Here is a 17,785-nt window from a genome sequence, read left to right on the forward strand (position 1 = left end):
AATGAACCCTTAACACAATTACTATTGCAACCGGTTACAACCAGGGGTAGGATGTTGGTTGAGGTGAACGGGATGGATAAGAAATGGGTCAGCGGCGTTGGGGTTATTGTGCTTTTTATACTGTTGTCATATTTGTTTATAGGCTTCGCGCATCATTCTGCCCGGATGGGCAATATCGTTAAGGAATTAAGCGGCCAGCCCAGTCAGGACAAGCCCGGATATCATATTGTGCTGATCGAGCAGGAGCGGTATCACCCGTACTGGGAAATGGTCGAGAAGGGGGCCGCAGAGGCCGCAGCGAAATACGGGATAGAGATCGAATTCACGGGACCGGTGCGCAATAACATGGAGGAGCAGATCAGCCTGCTGGAAAAAGCGATTGCCGCTAAAGCGGATGCCATCATCGTCCAGGGGCTCAACGACGAGAAGTTCACGCCGGTGATTGATAAGGCCGTGAACCGGGGGATTCCGGTGATCACGATTGACACGGATGCTCCGGCCAGCCGGAGACTGGCCTATGTGGGCACTGACAATGTAGCTGCCGGTGAGGCGCTGGGGCGCATGGTAGTGAAGACGACCGGTGGAAAAGGCAAAATAGGCGTAATCATCGGCAGCGAGCTGGCCAAGAACCAGCTTCAGCGTCTGGACGGGCTGAAGAACATCGTAAAGGACTACGGCGGCATGGAGATTGTCGATGTCCGCAGCTCCAACATCTCGCATATGGAGGCGATCCAGCAGGCGGCAGATATGCTGCGCTATCATCCGGAGATCGATGTCATGGTCGGCACCAGTTCAACGGATGCGTTGGGAGTCTTGCAGGCATCGAGGAGCCTGAAGCGCGGTCCGCTGACCATTATCGGCTTCGATAATCAGGCGGAGACGCTGGATGCCATCAGCCGGGGAGCGATCACGGCGACTGTTGCACAGCAGCCCTACCTGATGGGGAATATGGCGGTCCGGCTGCTCCATGAGTATTTCAATGGTGCTGAGTTACAGCCCCGGTATTATACCGGAGTGAAGGTACTGGATAAGACTAATGTGCAGGAGGGAGAGAGCCTATGAGTATCCGCCTGAAGCTGCTGATCTGTATTCCGCTGCTGGTGCTGCTGATGAGCTCGGTCTCCTTCGTACTGTTCCAGAGCGGGAAGAATGTGCAGGAGAGCTACCACCTGATGATGAACCGGATCATGCTGTATAAGGAGGTATCCTATGAGGTCGGCGAGAATATGCGCTCCTTGAACCGCTTCATTATGCAGGTGGATACCGACAGCTTCCCGGAGGTGGAGAAGCATCTGGGCGCGGTACTGGAGCTGCGCAGCAGGCTGGACGGGATGAATACCATCGGGGGCAGCGGCCTTCCGCTGATGAACTACAGCCACCTTATTGATACTTTTGTCGAGCAGGCGGGCCAGATGATCACGGAGATTGACGGACAGGATGCGAATTCGCTGGCAGGTGCCTATATCGAGGCGGAGCAGACGCAGCGGTTCATCCGTGAGGAGGCCCAGGAGCTGGTCGATTTGGAGCTGGACCAATATAAGCCGATCTACGCCGAGATTATGTCCACGACAGCGAAGCTGAACCGGATGGGTAGTCTGCTGGTGATCACCGCGGCGCTGCTTAGCATCTGTATGGCGGTCTGGCTGTCCAGCAGCATTACCGGACCGATCCGCCGCCTGGTGGCAACGGCCAAGCAAATCTCGAAGGGACGGATGGATACCAAGGCGCCGGAGAGCGCGGATAACGATGAGATCAGCATACTGTGCCGCGCTTTTAACGGAATGATCGATAATATCCAGGAGCTGATGAAGGAGAACATCAAGAGTGCGGAGAAGGACCGGCTGGTCAAGGAGCTGGAGCTGAAAATGCTGCAGAGCCAGATCAATCCGCATTTCCTGTTCAACACACTGAATTCCATCGCCAAGCTTGCGTATCTGGAAGGGGCGGCGAGAACCAGCGATCTGACCGTGTCCGTCTCGCGTCTGCTCCGCTATAATCTGCAAAAGCTGGACCAGGCCGTTCCGCTGCGCGAGGAGGTCGAGCATGTGAACGAGTATATCAACATCCAGCGGGCCCGCTTCCGGGACCGGATTGCTTTTGAGATGGAGATTGATGAGCAGGCGATGGACGGGATGGTGCCCTGTCTGACGCTGCAGCCGATCTTCGAGAATGCCTTCGTTCACGGTCTGGAGCAGATGGAGGAGGGGGCTATACTTACGCTGTCCATCCGTTACCGCAGCGGGCAGGTGGAGATTGTGATCAGCGATAACGGAGCGGGTATGAACCGCGAGACGGTAGCCCGGCTGATGGGATCGATTCAGCAGGAGGCGCCGCATTCCAGCGGCAAGGGCCAGTCCACCGGGCTTGGGACACATAATGTTTTTAAAAGACTGCATTTATTCTTCGACGGCCAGCAGCTCATCGAGATCAACAGCAGTGAAGGGCAGGGGACGGCGGTGCTGTTCCGGCTGCCCTTCCGGACCTCGGCCTAGAGGCACTCACCTGAAGTGAAGGAGGAAGCGATAACGATGTACAAGCTGCTGATCGCAGATGATGAAGCACTGGAGCGGGAGGGGCTGGAGCTGATGATCCGGCATCTGATCCCGGACAAATTCGAATTCCTGCATGCGGGGAACGGGCGGAAGGCGATTCAGCTGGCAGAGGAGCACCGGCCGGATATGATTTTCATGGATATTAAGATGCCCGGGATTCAGGGGCTGGAGGCGGTGCGGCAGATTCGGGAGAAGCTTCCGTCGGCGCAGATTGTGATGATTACGGCCCATGACTACTTCGCGTATGCCAAGGAGGGGCTGCTGCTGGGTGTCCGCGACTATCTGCTGAAGCCGGCCCGGCGGGAAGAGGTGGCGGAGGTGCTGAGGAAGCTGATGGCGGTCATCGGGGAGGAGCGGCGGCGCAGGAATGAACAGCTGGAGCTGCAGGAAAAGCTGGCCCATCTGCTGCCGCTGGCCGAGAATGAGCTGACCCTGATGCTCATGCTGGAGCATGTGCAGGATCTGGAGCCGGAGCAGCTGGCCGGGCTGCTGGAGCTGCATTTCAGCAAGGGCTACGCGATGGTCCTGTCGTTCCCCCGGCACGGGGAGAGCGGCTGGGAGACGTTCCGGCAGTCCAAGCGGGAGATCTATGAGGCGGTCAAGCAGTTTGCCAAAACAGGACTGGGCTGCCTCGCCGGACCGCTGGCCGGGCATCAGCTGGCGCTGTTCATTCCTTTGCCGCCGGGGAGGACCGGATATTCCCAGCGCGTCAGCTCGCTGGACTGGGGAGAGCGGCTCCGCACCTATACCAGGGAGCGCTTCGGCCTGCCCCTTGGCATCGGGATCGGCTCGATCCGTGAAGGCTGGGACGGGCTTAGCCGTTCCTACCGCGAAGCCGTCCGGGTATGTGCGGACCACCAGCATTCATTCGGTGTGCATCATTATGATGATATGATCCAGAGCTCGGGGCAGACGGCGGTCTCTCTGGATGAAGAGAAGAAGCTGCTTACCGCCCTGCTCCAGCGCAGCAAGCAGGAGGCCGCCCAGCGCTTCAGCCTGCTGTATGACTCCTTCAAGCAAGGGGGGGACCAGCCGCTGTCCGCCGTGCGTGGGGAGGTAACCGGCCTGCTGCTGTTCCTGGCCAGAGGCGTTCACTCCACGGCCGGTGCTGAGCTGCTGGCTTCGCTGAACGCAGCGGAAGATCCGCGTGCTCTGCGGCTAAGCGCGGAGTCCTGGCTGGAGCGGCTGATCGATGGCCTGGAGGAGGAGCAGGAGCATCACCGGTCCCATGTGCATCAGCGGGCGCTGCTCTATATCAGCCAGAAATATAAAGAGGATATCTCCATGGAGCAGACGGCTGAATATGTGAACCTGAGCCCGCACTATTTCAGCAAATTATTCCGGCAGCATGAAGGAGAGACCTTCATCGACTATGTCACACGGCTACGGATGAATGAAGCAAAACGCCTGATCGCTGAGGATCAGCTGAACCTGAAGGAAATCTGCTATGAAGTAGGCTATAAGGACCCGAATTATTTCAGCCGGGTCTTCAAGAAGGCTGCGGGGATGACGCCAAGCGAATTCCGCCAGCAGCAGGAGAAGCCGGGTCCTTGCTGAGCGCAGCAAGGACTTTTTTGTGCTGTTGCCCCGGTTTATCCTATGAAAGCCGGGGCGGAGAATTACATTACAGCAGGCAAGACCAAGAATGCGGGTGGAGGGCAAATAAGTGCAGGGAATCGCTGCTCCCGGGGCGGTTTTTCCATGCTACACTTTTTTTGTAAGCGCAATCAAATATAGGGCTGACGAAAAGGGGCGTAGCAATCGTGAGAAAATACGGAAGAATAGTTTCCCTCGGGCTGGCGGCGATGGTGCTGGCTGCATCGATGGCGGGCTGCGGTGTGGTCTCAAGCGGTGACAACGAGAAGAAGGAGTCTGCGGGAGCGGCCAAGGACGGGGACAAAATTGTCATCGGCATGTCTATGGATACCTTGAAGGAGGAGCGCTGGCAGAAGGACCGGGATATTTTCACAGCAAAAGTACAGGAGCTTGGCGGTGAAGTGAAGGTGCTGGCCGCGAACGGGGATGATGCTACCCAGCTAAGCCAGGCGGAGCAACTGATCTCCCAGGGTGTGGATGTGCTCGTGGTCATTGCCCATAATGCGGAGGCTACAGCTCCCATCGTGGATAAGGCGCATAAGGAAGGTATCAAGGTCATTGCCTATGACCGGCTGATCAACAATTCCGAGGTGGATTATTACATCTCCTTCGATAATGTGCGTGTCGGTGAATTCCAGGCTCAGGCGGTTATCGACAAGGCTCCTAAGGGCAATATCGTCTACATCGGCGGCGCAGATACCGATAACAATGCCCACATGTTCAAGGAAGGCGCGATGAATATTCTGAAGCCGCTGGAAGAGAAGGGCGATATCAAAATCGTCTACGACCAGTTCTCCAAGGACTGGAAGCCGGAAGAAGCGCTGAAAAATATGGAGAATGCGCTGACCGCGAACAATAACGATGTACAAGGCGTGGTAGCTGCGAATGACGGGACAGCAGGCGGCTCCATCCAGGCGCTTACGGCGCAGGGCATGGCGGGCAAAATTCCGGTATCCGGCCAGGATGCTGACCTCGCCGCTGTACAGCGTATCGCGGAAGGCACACAGCTGATGACGGTCTACAAGCCGATCAACGCGATTGCCACGAAGGCGGCGGAAATGGCGGTGGCAGCTGCCAAGGGTGAGACCATTTCAACAGATAAGACTGTTAACAACGGTAAAATTGATGTTCCATCCGTGCTGCTTGATCCGCTTGCCGTCAACAAGGATAACCTGGATGTGCTGATCAAGGACGGCTTCCACAAGCTGGAGGATGTGTATAAGAACGTTCCGAAGGACCAGTGGCCGAAACAATAAGGGCAGCCTGTACGGCAAGCAGATGCGGCGCCAGTGGCGAACCCGCATCTGCTTGCTGCTTGAGGGCGGGAAGGAGGAACGGCAGGCATGGATGTACTTGAAATGGTAGAGATCAGCAAGAGCTTCCCCGGCGTGAAGGCGCTGGACCATGTGAACTTCAAGGTGAAGCAAGGAGAGATTCACGCCTTGTGCGGGGAGAACGGCGCAGGCAAATCCACGCTGATGAAGGTGCTGAGCGGACTGTACCCTGCGGGGACCTATGAAGGCGAAATCCGCATCGGCGGGGAGAAGAAGTCATTCCATCAAATTACCGATGCCGAGCAGGCCGGTATTGCGATTATCCATCAGGAGCTGGCGCTCGTGAAGGAGATGACGGTCGGCGAGAATATTTTCCTGGGGGCAGAGCCGGTGAAGCGCGGGGCCATCCAGTGGAATGAGCTGTACCATCAGGCTTCGCTGTGGCTGAAGAAGGTAGGGCTGAACCTGTCGCCGGATACGAAGATCGGCAATCTGGGCATCGGCCAGCAGCAGCTCGTAGAGATCGCCAAGGCGCTCTCCAAGCATACCCGGATTCTCATTCTGGATGAACCGACAGCGGCGCTGACCGAGAGTGAGGTGTCCATCCTGATGGGCATCCTGAACCAGCTGCGGCGTGAAGGGGTTACCTGTGTCTATATCTCCCACAAAATGCCCGAGGTGTTCGCACTGGCCGATTCGATTACCGTGCTGCGCGACGGGCGGACGGTGGCAACGCTGGAGCGCCAGGCGACGAACGACGACCAGGTGGTATCGCTGATGGTCGGCCGTGAGCTGACCGAGCGCTATCCGCGCGTCCCGCATTCCCCCGGAGACAAGGTGCTTGAGGTCGCAGACTATAATGTCTGGCACCCGGAGAAGCGTCAACAGAAGGTGCTTCGGGATATTGGATTTACGCTCCGTCAAGGCGAAATTCTGGGCATTGCCGGGCTGATGGGGGCCGGACGGACAGAACTGGTCAGCAGCCTGTTCGGTGCGTATGGCGGAAGAAGCGAAGGTACGGTTCTGATCGAAGGCAAGGCCGTTAAGATCCGTTCGATTGCCGAAGCGATCAAGGCCGGGATTGCCCTGGTCACGGAAGACCGCAAGCGCCAGGGGCTGGTCATGGGGATGGATGTCAAGCGCAATACGACGCTGGCCACACTCGGTAAGGTCTCAAGGCTCGGAGTGATCAATGAGAATGAGGAGATCAAGTGGTCTGAGCAGTACGTGAAAGATCTGAAGACGAAGACAGCTTCGCTGGAGACGCTGGTAGGCACACTCTCCGGGGGGAACCAGCAGAAGGTGGTTATCGGCAAATGGCTGATGAGTGACCCCAAGATTCTGATTATGGACGAACCCACCCGGGGCATCGATGTAGGGGCTAAGTACGAAATCTATAATCTGATGAACAAGCTGGTGGAGCAGGGCGTAGCTATTATAATGATCTCCTCCGAGCTTCCCGAGGTGCTGGGGATGAGCGACCGGATTCTGGTGATGTGCGAAGGACAACTGGTACGGGAATATGACTGGCGCGAAGCAACGCAGGAGAATATTATGCTGGCCGCCACAGGAGGCAGATAGAGATGCAGCTGCAAAAAGAGCTTAAGGAACCTGAAGCGGTTCCGGCCGCCGGAGGATCGCGCTTGCGTACCCTGTTCGGCAAAATGGATATGCGTGCCTATACGATGATTGGCGCATTGATTCTGATCTGGGTCCTGTTCGGCGTGCTGAATCCGACCTTTCTGACCTCGCGGAACCTGTCCAATCTGTTCACGCAGATGTCAGTGACCTCTATACTCGCCATTGGCATGGTGCTGGTTATCGTGGCGGGCCATATCGATCTGTCCGTCGGCTCTATTGTCGGATTGACCGGCGGGATGGCGGCGATTCTGAGCAACTGGCTGGAGCTGCCCGCTATCGTGGTCATTCTTGGTACCGTGGCCGCAGGTGCGGTGCTGGGTCTGGTGCAGGGCTGGCTGGTCGCCTATAAAATGATTCCCGCCTTCATCGTTACCCTCGGCGGGATGATGGTGTTCCGCGGGGTGCTGATGGGCGTGACTCAATCCATGACCATTCCGGTATCGGATCCGGTGCTGGCGCTGCTCGGCAATGCCTATTTTGCCTCAGGCTTCGGAATCATTCTGGGCGTGCTCGCGGTGGCTCTGCTGCTGTATAGCGCGTTCACGAAGCGGCGCTCCCGCAAGAAATACGGGTTCACCGTCGCCCCGCTCGGCATGGATATCGCGAAGGTAACAGGACTGTCCCTGCTCGTGGTAGTCTTCGTGGCCTTGATGAACAATTACAAAGGGATTCCGTTCCCGATCATCTTCGTCATAGTGCTGGCGGCCATCTTCTACTTCCTGTCCACCAAGACGACCTTCGGCCGCCATATCTACGCCATCGGCGGTAATATTGAGGCTGCGCGGCTCTCCGGGATCAACATCAAGCGCAAGACGATGCTGGTCTTCATCCTCAGCGGCCTGCTCGGCTCCATTGCCGCCATCGTACTGACCTCCCGCCTGGCCTCGGCGACCATTACCGCAGGCAATATGGCCGAGATGGACGCCATTGCCGCCTGTGTCATCGGCGGCACCTCCCTGATGGGCGGAGCCGGAACGGTCATCGGCGCTCTGATCGGTGCGCTGGTTATGACCTCGCTCGATAACGGCATGTCGCTGATGGGACTGGAGTCGTTCTGGCAGTATGTGGTCAAAGGCTCGATCCTGGTCATCGCCGTCTGGCTGGACATTTCTGGCCGCAGCAAGGGTGTGAAGTAAGAGCAGTGGCTGTAGCAGCCGCTCTTGTATGAAGAGTAAATAAGCCGGCAGGGAGAATATCCCGGCCGGCTTATTTGTGTTGTATATGAAACTAAAAGATGCGGCTGCGAAAAACCGAACACAATGTACTGGCGCGGAGGTGCGGGGCCGAATGTATGCGAAAACCCGAACACAATGTACTGGCGCAGAGGTGAAAGGGCCGGGTGCAGACCAAACGAGCCAATGAGGTGCACTAGTGCCCCTGAATTTCTCGAATGAGGGTCAAACGAGCCAATGAGGTGCACTAGTGGCCCTGAATCCCTCGGATGAGGGCCAAACGAGCCAATGAGGTGCACAAGTGCCAATGTCATTAAGTTAAGATATAGAGCCAAAAACAAGAAAAAGGCAGGTTATCGAAAAGATAGCCTGCTCTTTTTTTGCACAAAAAAATCTTGACAATCCGTAGAAAACGTGTGGCGAAGCCCCTTGAAAAAACGAGGAGGTTACGCCAATGAATGCTTATGCAAATTCGCTGAAAGACAGACTGACATCTCTCATCCGTGAGATGGCGGCTGCCCCCGCGCCTTACGTCAGAAACCCGGGAAAGGATTTTACCCGAACGAAAAAACTACCCTTTGAAATGGTTATGCAAACCCTGATCTTTATGGGCGGCAACAGCCTCTATAAGGAACTGTTGGAATCGCAGGGCTATGACGTTAACACCGCAACTTCTTCTGCTTTTGTTCAGCAAAGAAATAAAATTTTGCCGTCTGCGGTCGAATCTTTGTTTCACACCTTTACCGCGTCCCATACGGAATTCAAGGATTATCGAGGCTATCGATTATTGGCCATTGACGGTTCCGATCTGCATATTGCAACAGATCCTGCGGACCCGTTGACCTATTCTCAAAGTCAGCCCCACTCGAAAGGCTTTAACCTTCTGCACTTGAACGCTGCTTATGACCTCTGTAACCGGCTTTACGTGGACGCCATCCTTCAACCTCGAAAGCTGCGCAACGAAGGAAGGGCGCTGTCCACGATGGTGGATCGGTCCCCTATTCAGGGGAACGTCATTGTGTTGGCGGATCGAGGATTGGAAAGCTACAATACGTTCGCGCATCTGGAACGGAAAGGATGGAAGTACGTCATACGGGTCAAGGATTTGCATTCGAATGGCATTCTTTCGGGCTTGCACTTGACCTTTGAAGGGGCGTTTGATCAGGAGATTCACCTGACGCTGACTAAAAAACGAACGAAAGCGTTCAGGGATCACCCCGAAATCTATAAAATTCTTCCGGCCACCTCTAGCTTTGATTTTCTGGACATGCAAAAGAACCTGTTTTACCCGATTTCCTTTCGGGTGGTTCGTTTCCTCCTGCCCAGTGGCGATTATGAAACCGTCATTACCAATCTACCGGCTGCTGAATTCTCACCGGATGAACTCCGGGAACTGTATCACCTGCGATGGGGGATTGAGACCTCTTTCCGGGCCTTAAAATACACCATCGGTCTGACCCATTTTCACGCAAAGAAGCAAGAGTCCATTACCCAAGAGATATTCGCAAGAATGATCCTCTACAATTTCGCTGAAATGATTACCTCGCACGTAGTCATTTCCCAAAAGGATAAACGGCACCTCTACCAAGTCAACTTCACGGTGGCCGTTCACGTCTGTAGACATTTCCTGCGCTCCAAGGGCGATGGACCCCCGCCTGATGTGGAAGCTTTGATTCGCAAAAATATTTTGCCGATTCGTCTCACCCGTCCTGGGCAAAGGAATACACGCAGAATACGTAGCAAATCCGCCATTAGCTTCGTCTACAGAGTAGCATAATTCGGTTCGCATGAACATTTTTTTAAGTGGATCTTCCATCCGCTTTGTTTGCTATGCGCTTTTTTCCTTCCTTACACCAAAAACAAACGGCATAGGACGTTTCCCCCATACCGTTTTGGATTCTCTTTATTAATTCCAAACTTATCTTTGAACTTATCTTAATGACATTGGCACTAGTGCCCCTGAATTCCTCAAATGAGGGCCGAACGAGCCAATGAGGTGCACTAGTACACCTGAATTCCTCAGATGAGGGTCAAACGAGCCAATGAGGTGCACTAGTACACCTGAATTGCTCAGATGAGGGTCAAACGAGCCAATGAGGTGCACTAGTACACCTGAATTCCTCAGATGAGGGTCAAACGAGCCAATGAGGTGCACTAGTGCACCTGAATTGCTCAGATGAGGGCCAGACGAGCCAATGAGGTGCACTAGTGCTGCACAATTGCCCATGAGGCCCTGGAAAGTTGGCTAAACGAGCGAATGAAGGAAATGAAAGGGATAAATCCCTCTGAATTCGCCGAAAGTGGTCGGACGGAGGAAATGAAAGGGATAAATCCCTCTGATTCCGCCGATTGCGGGTGGACGGATCAAATGAAAGGGATAAATCCTTCAGAGCCCGCCGGAAGCTGGGTTATTCCACTCTGCTAATCCCCCCTTTATTCCACAATAATCTTGGCGGTCATTGCGCTGTGGCCGGAGCCGCACATGATGGCACAGGTCATCTCGAAGGTTCCGGCTTCCTCGGGCAGGACAACCTGCGAGGCGTTCTTGGCATCCAACCGCAGCTTCATCTCCGGGATTAGTATGCCGTGATTGCCGCTCTCATTTTCGAAGATGATTTTGACAGGGACGCCCTTCTTCAAATGGTATTCCGGCTGGTCAAAGCTATAATTGGTGGCCGTAATTACGAGTTCTTCCTCCGCCGTCAGATTGCTCCCGGCAGCTGCGTTGTTTGCGCTATCAGAATTGCTGCTGTTCCCTCCGCAGGCCGTTAGCAGAAGCACAAATATAATAGAACAAAGAATAGCCGACTTCCTGATCATATACATCCTCCTCATCTACTTGGTCAGTTGACCTTAGCATAGCCTAAATCGGTCAAGTTGTCTTGATCAATCTATGAAAAACACTCTATCCACCGCTATTCACCGCAGCTGCAAACTTTGTCGAATTTTGCAAAAATATGATGCAAAAGAGTTTAAAATTAATTATAATTAAGCCTAATATAATTAAAGCTTCATATTATTCGGCTAGAAGCAGGGGAGTCAGATCATTATAGATTACGCGTTGCAAAGTGCAGAGAGATGGCACCGGAGAATATTGTATGGCTACTGGATCATCGTACTCTGTCTGCTGCTCGCCCAGTTCCTGTATATGCTGTACTCCCGTTCTGCTGAGATGCAGACGATTTTTAGTCCCGGCAAAGGCCATATGTTCATAGTCTGCAACCTGATGATTGTCCTGACTATGGCTTCTGCCGAGGTCTGGCTGCGGCGCTCGCTCCGTTATCATAAGCAGGCGGTTGTGGTCTGCAGCTTCATGGTTTCCTATCTGATGTATTGTGTGCTTGAGCCTTATGTAGACGGTGCCCAGATGACGCTGATGATGCCCCTTATGCTGGCCCTCATCTATTTCGACCAGCGGCTGCTGTACTCGCTTGGAGTATTTAGCATTGTATTCTACGCGGGGGTATACTTTGGGCTTGAACGGCCGCTGCTTGGCAAGCCGCTGCTGGAGTTTGTGCTGGTGGAGTGTGTGTATGTTGTTTTTGCCCTGATGGCGCAGGCGGTGATCCTCCGTGGCCGCGAGACACGCGAATATCTGGAGCAGCTCGCCAAGTCGGAGCAGGAGCTAATGGTAGAGCGGGCGATATCGGACAAGCTGCTGAAGATGGATGCGTTAACCGGCCTGTATAATCACAAGACGTTCCATGAATATCTGGATTCGCTGCTGGAGCAGTGTGAGAGCAACGGACTGAGGCTGCAGCTTGCGCTGCTGGACATCGACAATTTCAAGCAGGTCAATGACAGATACGGACACTGGGTGGGCGATCTTGTGCTGAAAGAGGTGGCTGCCAAGATGGGCAGCCTGATCGGGTTGAATGACTTTGCGGCAAGGTATGGCGGGGAAGAATTCGCAGTGATTTTTACGGATAAAAGCTTCCAGGAAGCCTACGCTGCTGTCGAACAAATGCGTATCAGCATTGCTGCCATGTGCCATCCGTATGCCGGGAACAAGCCCATTACGGTCAGCATCGGACTGTGTCACTACCATCTTGGAGACGGCAAGGAGCTGCTGTTCCGCAAGACAGACGATTCGCTATATACGGCCAAGCGCGGCGGGAAAAATGCTGTGGTGACCTCCGCGGTCACTTCCGGTGAAGTGCATAAACTTACAGAAAACCCCCAAATTCCGATATAGACCGGGAGCTGGGGGTTTCATTGTCTGCATGTGCCTTGCGCCGTTATTTGCCTGCTTCAAACGGAGTGGATACCGGCAGGAACAGATCAATGATCCCGATGACCAGTGCGGCAAGCAGGGCACCAAGCACCGAGACACTGACACCGCTGACGACAAACTGGGCAATCCAGATGACCAGGGCGCTGACCAGGAAGCCGACGATACCGCGGCCGAAGGGCGTGGTTTTTTTGCCGAAAATGCCTTCAACGACCCAGCCGAGCAGAGCGATCACCAGAGCAAGCATGAATGCGCTCCAGAACCCCCCGACTGTGAACTGCGGAACAATCCATCCGACCACCATCAGCACGATTGCAGCGACTATGAACCGTACTACATGAGCTAAGAATCTCAATGAACTAACCTCCTTTGGCGTTCGCTTAAGGATATGTGCGTTGTTATTGTGGCCCGAAGCCGGTTTTCTATGCCCAGAAATCATACCCAAATAGCGAAAATGGGCTAAATTAGGTATAATGGTTCCATCTATGAAGGGAGCTGTGACAGTAATTGGACGACAAAATTTTGCATACGCTTGAATATCGCAAGATTTTAAATAAATTGATGCAGTATACGCAGACGCCGATGGGACGGCTGACCGCCGAGCTCCTGAAGCCTTCCGGTGATTTCGAAGGGGTGAAGAAGCTCCTGCAGGCTACGGATGAGGCGGTAAATGTGGACCGGTTGAAGGGAATTCCTTCTTTCGGCGGCGTGACCGATATCCGTCCTGCGCTGAAGCGTGCATCAATTGGCGGAATGCTGGGCACAGCAGAACTGCTTGCGGTAGGTAACACAATTGGCGGGGCCCGCCGGGTCAAGCGGTTCCTGAATGCCATGCATGACGATGAGAGCATTCCTGCCCTCTTCGCGCAGAGTGATCTGCTGTCGGAGCAGAAGCATGTAGAGGATGCCATCCGCATGTGTATTGACGAGAACGCCGATGTAATGGATTCGGCGAGCACGGAGCTTGCCGCCATCCGCCGCGAGCTGCGCGGGGGAGAGACGCGCATCCGTGAGAAGCTGGATTCGATGATCCGCTCGTCTTCGGTCTCGAAGATGCTGCAGGATCAGCTCGTGACGATCCGTGGTGACCGGTTCGTTATTCCGGTCAAGGCGGAGTACCGCGCCCACTTCGGCGGTATTGTGCACGACCAGTCGGGCTCAGGAGCCACGCTGTTCATCGAGCCGGAATCCATTGTGGCGATGAACAACAAGCTGCGGGAGACGCGGCTGCGCGAAGAACGCGAGATCGAGATCATCCTGCACCGGCTGACTGCGCTGGTAGGCGATATTGCCGAGGAGATGGCTTATGATATCGACATTCTCGGCGAGCTGGACTTCATCTTCGCCAAGGCGCGGCTCGCACGCGACCTGAAGGCTACCCAGCCGCGGATGAATGACCGCGGATACCTGCGCCTGCGCAAGGGCCGCCATCCGCTCATTCCCGCCGAGCAGGTTGTGCCGCTGGATGTGGAACTGGGCAATGATTACCGCTCCATCATCGTGACTGGACCGAATACGGGCGGAAAGACTGTGACCCTGAAGACGATCGGCCTGCTCAGCCTGATGGCCATGTCCGGTCTCTTCATTCCGGCCGAGGAAGGCAGCCAGCTGTGCGTCTTCGATGCGATCTACGCTGACATCGGCGATGAGCAGAGCATTGAGCAGAGCCTCAGTACCTTCTCCAGCCATATGACGAATATTATATCCATTCTGAAGAGGATGACACCGAAGAGTCTGATTCTGCTCGATGAGGTCGGGGCAGGAACAGATCCGGCTGAAGGCTCTGCGCTCGCGATAGCGATTCTGGAGAATATTCACCGGACGGAATCCCGGATGGTTGCTACTACACATTACAGTGAATTGAAGGCATACGCTTATGAACGGGCAGGCGTTATTAACGCCAGTATGGAATTCGATGTGCAGAGCCTGAGTCCTACTTACCGGCTGCTGGTCGGTGTTCCTGGACGAAGCAATGCGTTCGCTATTGCTGAACGCCTCGGGATGCCAAGTGCGATCCTTGAGCATGCGCGCGGTGAAGTGAAGGAAGAAGATATGCGCGTAGAGCATATGATTGCGTCCCTTGAGGAGAACCGCCTCACTGCGGAGAACGAACGCTTACGGGCGGAAGAGATTCGTCGCGAAGCAGAGGAATTCCGCAAGCGGCAGCAGCAGGAGCTGGAGAAGCTCGAAGGCTCACGCGACAAACGTCTGGAGAAGGCAGAGAAGGATGCCAGCGATCTTCTGGCCAAGGCGCGCAAGGAAGCTGAGGAGATTATCAGTGACCTCCGCCGCCTGGCGCTGGAGGAAGGCGCGTCCGTCAAGGAGCATAAGCTGATCGAAGCGCGCCGCCGGCTGGATGAAGCAGAGCCTGCCCCGCGTAAGAAGGCTGTGCCGCGCAGCACGGTCAAGGCGCCGCGCAAGATTCAGCAAGGGGATGAAGTTAAGGTAGCGAATGTGAATCAGAAGGGCCTTGTGGTTGAGCTGAGCGGCACCAAGGAAGCTGTTGTACAGTTCGGCATCATGAAGATGAAGGTCAATCTGAGTGATCTGGAGTTCCTGGCTTCCGCACCGGATGCTCCTCCGCCGGCTCTGCGCAGGGCGACAACGGTCAAGCGTACACGCGATGAGAATATCCGTAATGAGCTTGATTTGCGCGGAGCGAACCTGGAGGAGGCGATAATGGAGACGGACCGCTTCATCGACGAAGCTTTTCTCGGCAATTTGGGGCAGATCTCTATTATCCACGGCAAGGGGACGGGAGTCCTGCGGACAGGAATACAGGAATACCTCCGCAAGCACAAGCATGTCAAAAGCTATCGGCTCGGGAACTACAATGAAGGCGGCGCGGGTGTGACGGTAGCTGAACTGGAGTAGCGCCCATAGTCCGGCAGGGAAGAGGGAAAAGTGTGCAGGATAATATTGATCTTTTGCTGGAACATCCGCTGGGGGCGCTGCTAGGCTACTTCACTGTCGCCATATTGGGGCTGGTCGTATTCCTGTCCTTCTTCGAAATGGTGACGAAATACAACTGCTGGGAAGAGATCCGCAAGGGGAATGTGGCCGTAGCCATGGCAACCGGAGGCAAAATCTTCGGAATCTGCAACATCTTACGCTTCAGCATTGAAGCGGGGGCATCCATCTATGAGACGATGAAATGGTCGGTTGTAGGCTTTTTGCTGCTGCTGCTGGCTTACTTCCTGTTCGAGTTTTTTACTCCGGTCTTTTCAATTGATGAAGAGATTGCTGCGGATAACCGGGCCGTAGGACTGACAGCTATGCTGCTCTCCATATCCTTGTCCTATGTTATCGGCGCGGCCATATTCTGAATAGGGGGCAGGAATGATGAAGATTCTGGTTCGGATTTTGTTTATTTCCGCCCTGGCTTTTCTAGCGGCCGGCATTATATATTTAATGGTGAATTGAATTGAATGAGAGTAACGAAGGAGATTATACAGATGGAGACAACAGTTTGCCCATGGTGCCATACCGAGATTGTATGGGATGAGGAGTTTGGCCCCGAGGATACCTGTCCTCATTGCAACAACGAGCTGAGCGGCTACCGCACAGTGACGATAGGTGCAGAGGATCTGGAGGATGAAGAGCCGGATACACAGGAAGCTTCCGGGGAGGAAGAGATCAGCGACGATAATTTGTGGGATGACGACGACAAGGATAGCGTGGTGCCTGTATGGGGTACGCTGGGCCAGTTCGGCGATGACTATGATCTGAAACGTTATGAGGACAAGGTCTCCGCTATTCTGGCTGCCCAGCTGGAAGCGCCGGAATGTCCGCAATGCCATGAGCTGATGCTTCACTCCGGTACGCAGCAGGTGGACGGGTTCACCCCGGCAACGCCGGAAGCGCTAGGCGGTGCAGCTGTGCTGAAGCCTCCTTTTGCGCTGAATCTGTACGTCTGTCCTTCCTGCTTCCATGTGCAGCACAGCCTGGCGCAGGAAGACCGCATCCAGCTTGTCCGCAATCTCAGCACCTCAGCCGAATAAAGATCGGATTCATGCTTTCCCTGCCGTCTGGACATGATATTGAAAGATGAAGTGTCTAAGGACGAGCAGGGAGGGTTAAGCATGAGAGGTTCAGAACGGGGACAAGCGGCGCTGCTTCTGGCTGTAGGCGGGCTATACCTTCTGGCTACAGTGCTTGCAGGAACGTTCCTCAACGTATATCTGTGGAAAAGCCGGCAGAACTTCGCCATGATCGGCTGGTTCACCGTGGCCCAGCAGCTTGCCGTGGGTCTCAGCTTTTGGCTGGGCGGCAAGTGGGTGAAAGAGCGTAACAAAATGAATGCCCTACGGCTGGGAATTGCCGTATCGGGCTTTTTTTATTTGCTGGTGCTGTGGCTGCGGGGCGACGCGATTCATTACATTTGGCCGCTGGGCGGGGTCCTCGGGCTATCCATCGGGCTGTACTGGCTGGCGTTCAATATTGTTTTCTTCGAGATTACGGATGCCAAGAACCGCGATTACTATAACGGGTGGATGGGCCTGCTCGGTTCCCTGACGGGAATAGCCGGACCCTGGGTCTCCGGCTGGATGATCTCCCGTTGGCAAGGCGGACAAGGCTACCGCATGGTATTCATACTGTCGCTCTGTATCTATGGGGTTGCTGCTGTGCTCAGCTTCGGCCTGCGCAAGCGGCCGCTCGGCGAAGCCTATCTCTGGCTGGAGCCCTGGCGCGAGCTTACCCGCAGACGCAGCTCTTGGCGTCCAGTGGCGGCAGCGCTAGTGTTCCAGGGCATCCGGGAAGGCGTATTCTCCTTCCTCATCGGTCTGCTCGTTTATATTGCAGCACAGGAGGAGAGCAAGCTGGGACAGTTCGCCCTGCTGACCTCCGCCGTCTCCCTGATCAGCTATTATGCGGCCGGCAGATGGTTCAAGCCCCGTGCCCGGCTCGGCGGTATGCTGGCAGGCAGTCTGCTGCTCATCGCCTTCCTGCTTCCGCTGCTGTGGAAGGTGAACTTTACCACCCTACTAATCATGGGAATCGGGACCTCGCTCTGCCTGCCGCTCTATATGCTGCCGATGCTGTCCACCAGCTTCGACCTGATGGGCTTGTCCGAGGAGAGCGCCGGCAAACGTGTGGAGCTGGTAGTGCTCAGGGAGCTTAGCCTGATGAGCGGCCGCCTCCTCGGCCTGCTGATCTTCATCGCCGTACTGTCGCTGGACCAGTCCCCGCAGACGATTACTCTGCTCATGCTGCTGCTGGGTGCCGCGCCGCTGGGGAGCTGGGTGGTGGTGCGGGGGTTGCTGAATTGGAATGTTCACAAAAATAACAATATTATATGATTCAAATATAGGGTATTAT

At 55.0% G+C, this 17,785-nt stretch carries 14 protein-coding genes; 12 read left to right on the forward strand and 2 right to left on the reverse strand.

The window, feature by feature from the left end; all coding sequences use genetic code 11:
• Positions 1-72: 72 nt before the first annotated feature.
• The 7 genes from MKY86_RS07170 to MKY86_RS07200 all read left to right on the forward strand — a co-directional run bounded on the left by MKY86_RS07170 (position 73) and on the right by MKY86_RS07200 (position 10,012).
• The gene (locus MKY86_RS07170) at positions 73-1,062 is read left to right on the forward strand and encodes a sugar-binding protein (protein ID WP_076082740.1); all 990 of its coding nucleotides are present in this window, start codon (positions 73-75) and stop codon (positions 1,060-1,062) included.
• Positions 1,059-2,492 carry a sensor histidine kinase gene (locus MKY86_RS07175; RefSeq protein WP_076082716.1) on the forward strand — a complete coding sequence of 478 codons (1,434 nt, stop codon included), beginning with the start codon at positions 1,059-1,061 and terminating at the stop codon, positions 2,490-2,492. Before MKY86_RS07170 ends, MKY86_RS07175 begins: the two co-directional genes overlap by 4 nt.
• A gap of 36 nt (positions 2,493-2,528) precedes the next feature.
• Positions 2,529-4,109 (forward strand): helix-turn-helix domain-containing protein, encoded by a 1,581-nt coding sequence (locus tag MKY86_RS07180; RefSeq protein ID WP_076082719.1) that lies wholly within the window; start codon positions 2,529-2,531, stop codon positions 4,107-4,109.
• Positions 4,110-4,357: 248 nt separating this feature from the next.
• Entirely contained in the window at positions 4,358-5,404 is a 1,047-nt protein-coding gene (xylF, locus tag MKY86_RS07185) for a D-xylose ABC transporter substrate-binding protein (RefSeq protein ID WP_076082745.1), read from the forward strand.
• Between the two features lie 87 nt (positions 5,405-5,491).
• A complete protein-coding gene (locus tag MKY86_RS07190; RefSeq protein WP_076082722.1) occupies positions 5,492-7,003 on the forward strand; it encodes a xylose ABC transporter ATP-binding protein in 1,512 nt (503 codons plus the stop codon).
• A gap of 2 nt (positions 7,004-7,005) precedes the next feature.
• A complete protein-coding gene (locus MKY86_RS07195) occupies positions 7,006-8,199 on the forward strand; it encodes a sugar ABC transporter permease (protein WP_076082725.1) in 1,194 nt (397 codons plus the stop codon).
• A gap of 490 nt (positions 8,200-8,689) precedes the next feature.
• The gene (locus MKY86_RS07200; protein ID WP_076086935.1) at positions 8,690-10,012 is read left to right on the forward strand and encodes an IS4 family transposase; all 1,323 of its coding nucleotides are present in this window, start codon (positions 8,690-8,692) and stop codon (positions 10,010-10,012) included.
• Between the two features lie 656 nt (positions 10,013-10,668).
• Here MKY86_RS07200 and MKY86_RS07205 read toward each other — a convergent pair.
• On the reverse strand, positions 10,669-11,055 hold the full coding sequence (locus MKY86_RS07205; RefSeq protein ID WP_076083644.1) for a cupredoxin domain-containing protein: 387 nt from the start codon (positions 11,053-11,055) through the stop codon (positions 10,669-10,671).
• 274 nt (positions 11,056-11,329) lie between these two features.
• On the opposite strand from MKY86_RS07205, the gene MKY86_RS07210 reads away from it, so the two are divergent.
• Positions 11,330-12,430: a GGDEF domain-containing protein gene (locus MKY86_RS07210; protein ID WP_076083647.1), complete on the forward strand. Its 1,101-nt coding sequence runs from the start codon at positions 11,330-11,332 to the stop codon at positions 12,428-12,430.
• Positions 12,431-12,473: 43 nt separating this feature from the next.
• Here the strand turns inward: MKY86_RS07210 and MKY86_RS07215 are convergent, their stop codons facing one another.
• Entirely contained in the window at positions 12,474-12,821 is a 348-nt protein-coding gene (locus MKY86_RS07215) for a phage holin family protein (protein ID WP_076083650.1), read from the reverse strand.
• A 152-nt stretch (positions 12,822-12,973) separates the two neighbouring features.
• Here MKY86_RS07215 and MKY86_RS07220 point away from each other — a divergent pair, with 152 nt between their 5' ends.
• The 4 genes from MKY86_RS07220 to MKY86_RS07235 all read left to right on the forward strand — a co-directional run bounded on the left by MKY86_RS07220 (position 12,974) and on the right by MKY86_RS07235 (position 17,766).
• Complete coding sequence (locus tag MKY86_RS07220; protein WP_076083653.1) at positions 12,974-15,340, forward strand: endonuclease MutS2; 2,367 nt, start codon at positions 12,974-12,976, stop codon at positions 15,338-15,340.
• 32 nt (positions 15,341-15,372) lie between these two features.
• The gene (locus MKY86_RS07225; RefSeq protein WP_036696710.1) at positions 15,373-15,792 is read left to right on the forward strand and encodes a DUF350 domain-containing protein; all 420 of its coding nucleotides are present in this window, start codon (positions 15,373-15,375) and stop codon (positions 15,790-15,792) included.
• 129 nt (positions 15,793-15,921) lie between these two features.
• Positions 15,922-16,467 carry a hypothetical protein gene (locus MKY86_RS07230; RefSeq protein ID WP_076083656.1) on the forward strand — a complete coding sequence of 182 codons (546 nt, stop codon included), beginning with the start codon at positions 15,922-15,924 and terminating at the stop codon, positions 16,465-16,467.
• Between the two features lie 81 nt (positions 16,468-16,548).
• The gene (locus MKY86_RS07235) at positions 16,549-17,766 is read left to right on the forward strand and encodes an MFS transporter (RefSeq protein ID WP_076083659.1); all 1,218 of its coding nucleotides are present in this window, start codon (positions 16,549-16,551) and stop codon (positions 17,764-17,766) included.
• Positions 17,767-17,785: the final 19 nt, after the last annotated feature.

The sequence above is a fragment of the Paenibacillus sp. FSL R7-0333 genome (genome assembly GCF_038000365.1).
Taxonomy (GTDB): domain Bacteria; phylum Bacillota; class Bacilli; order Paenibacillales; family Paenibacillaceae; genus Paenibacillus_AQ; species Paenibacillus_AQ silagei.

Coding starts and splice junctions, on each gene's coding strand:
- MKY86_RS07170 (WP_076082740.1), top strand. CDS start 73: ATGGATAAGAAATGGGTCAGCGGCGTTGGGGTTATTGTGCTTTTTATA.
- MKY86_RS07175 (WP_076082716.1), top strand. CDS start 1,059: ATGAGTATCCGCCTGAAGCTGCTGATCTGTATTCCGCTGCTGGTGCTG.
- MKY86_RS07180 (WP_076082719.1), top strand. CDS start 2,529: ATGTACAAGCTGCTGATCGCAGATGATGAAGCACTGGAGCGGGAGGGG.
- xylF (WP_076082745.1), top strand. CDS start 4,358: ATGGTGCTGGCTGCATCGATGGCGGGCTGCGGTGTGGTCTCAAGCGGT.
- MKY86_RS07190 (WP_076082722.1), top strand. CDS start 5,492: ATGGATGTACTTGAAATGGTAGAGATCAGCAAGAGCTTCCCCGGCGTG.
- MKY86_RS07195 (WP_076082725.1), top strand. CDS start 7,006: ATGCAGCTGCAAAAAGAGCTTAAGGAACCTGAAGCGGTTCCGGCCGCC.
- MKY86_RS07200 (WP_076086935.1), top strand. CDS start 8,690: ATGAATGCTTATGCAAATTCGCTGAAAGACAGACTGACATCTCTCATC.
- MKY86_RS07205 (WP_076083644.1), bottom strand. CDS start 11,055: ATGATCAGGAAGTCGGCTATTCTTTGTTCTATTATATTTGTGCTTCTG.
- MKY86_RS07230 (WP_076083656.1), top strand. CDS start 15,922: ATGGAGACAACAGTTTGCCCATGGTGCCATACCGAGATTGTATGGGAT.
- MKY86_RS07235 (WP_076083659.1), top strand. CDS start 16,549: ATGAGAGGTTCAGAACGGGGACAAGCGGCGCTGCTTCTGGCTGTAGGC.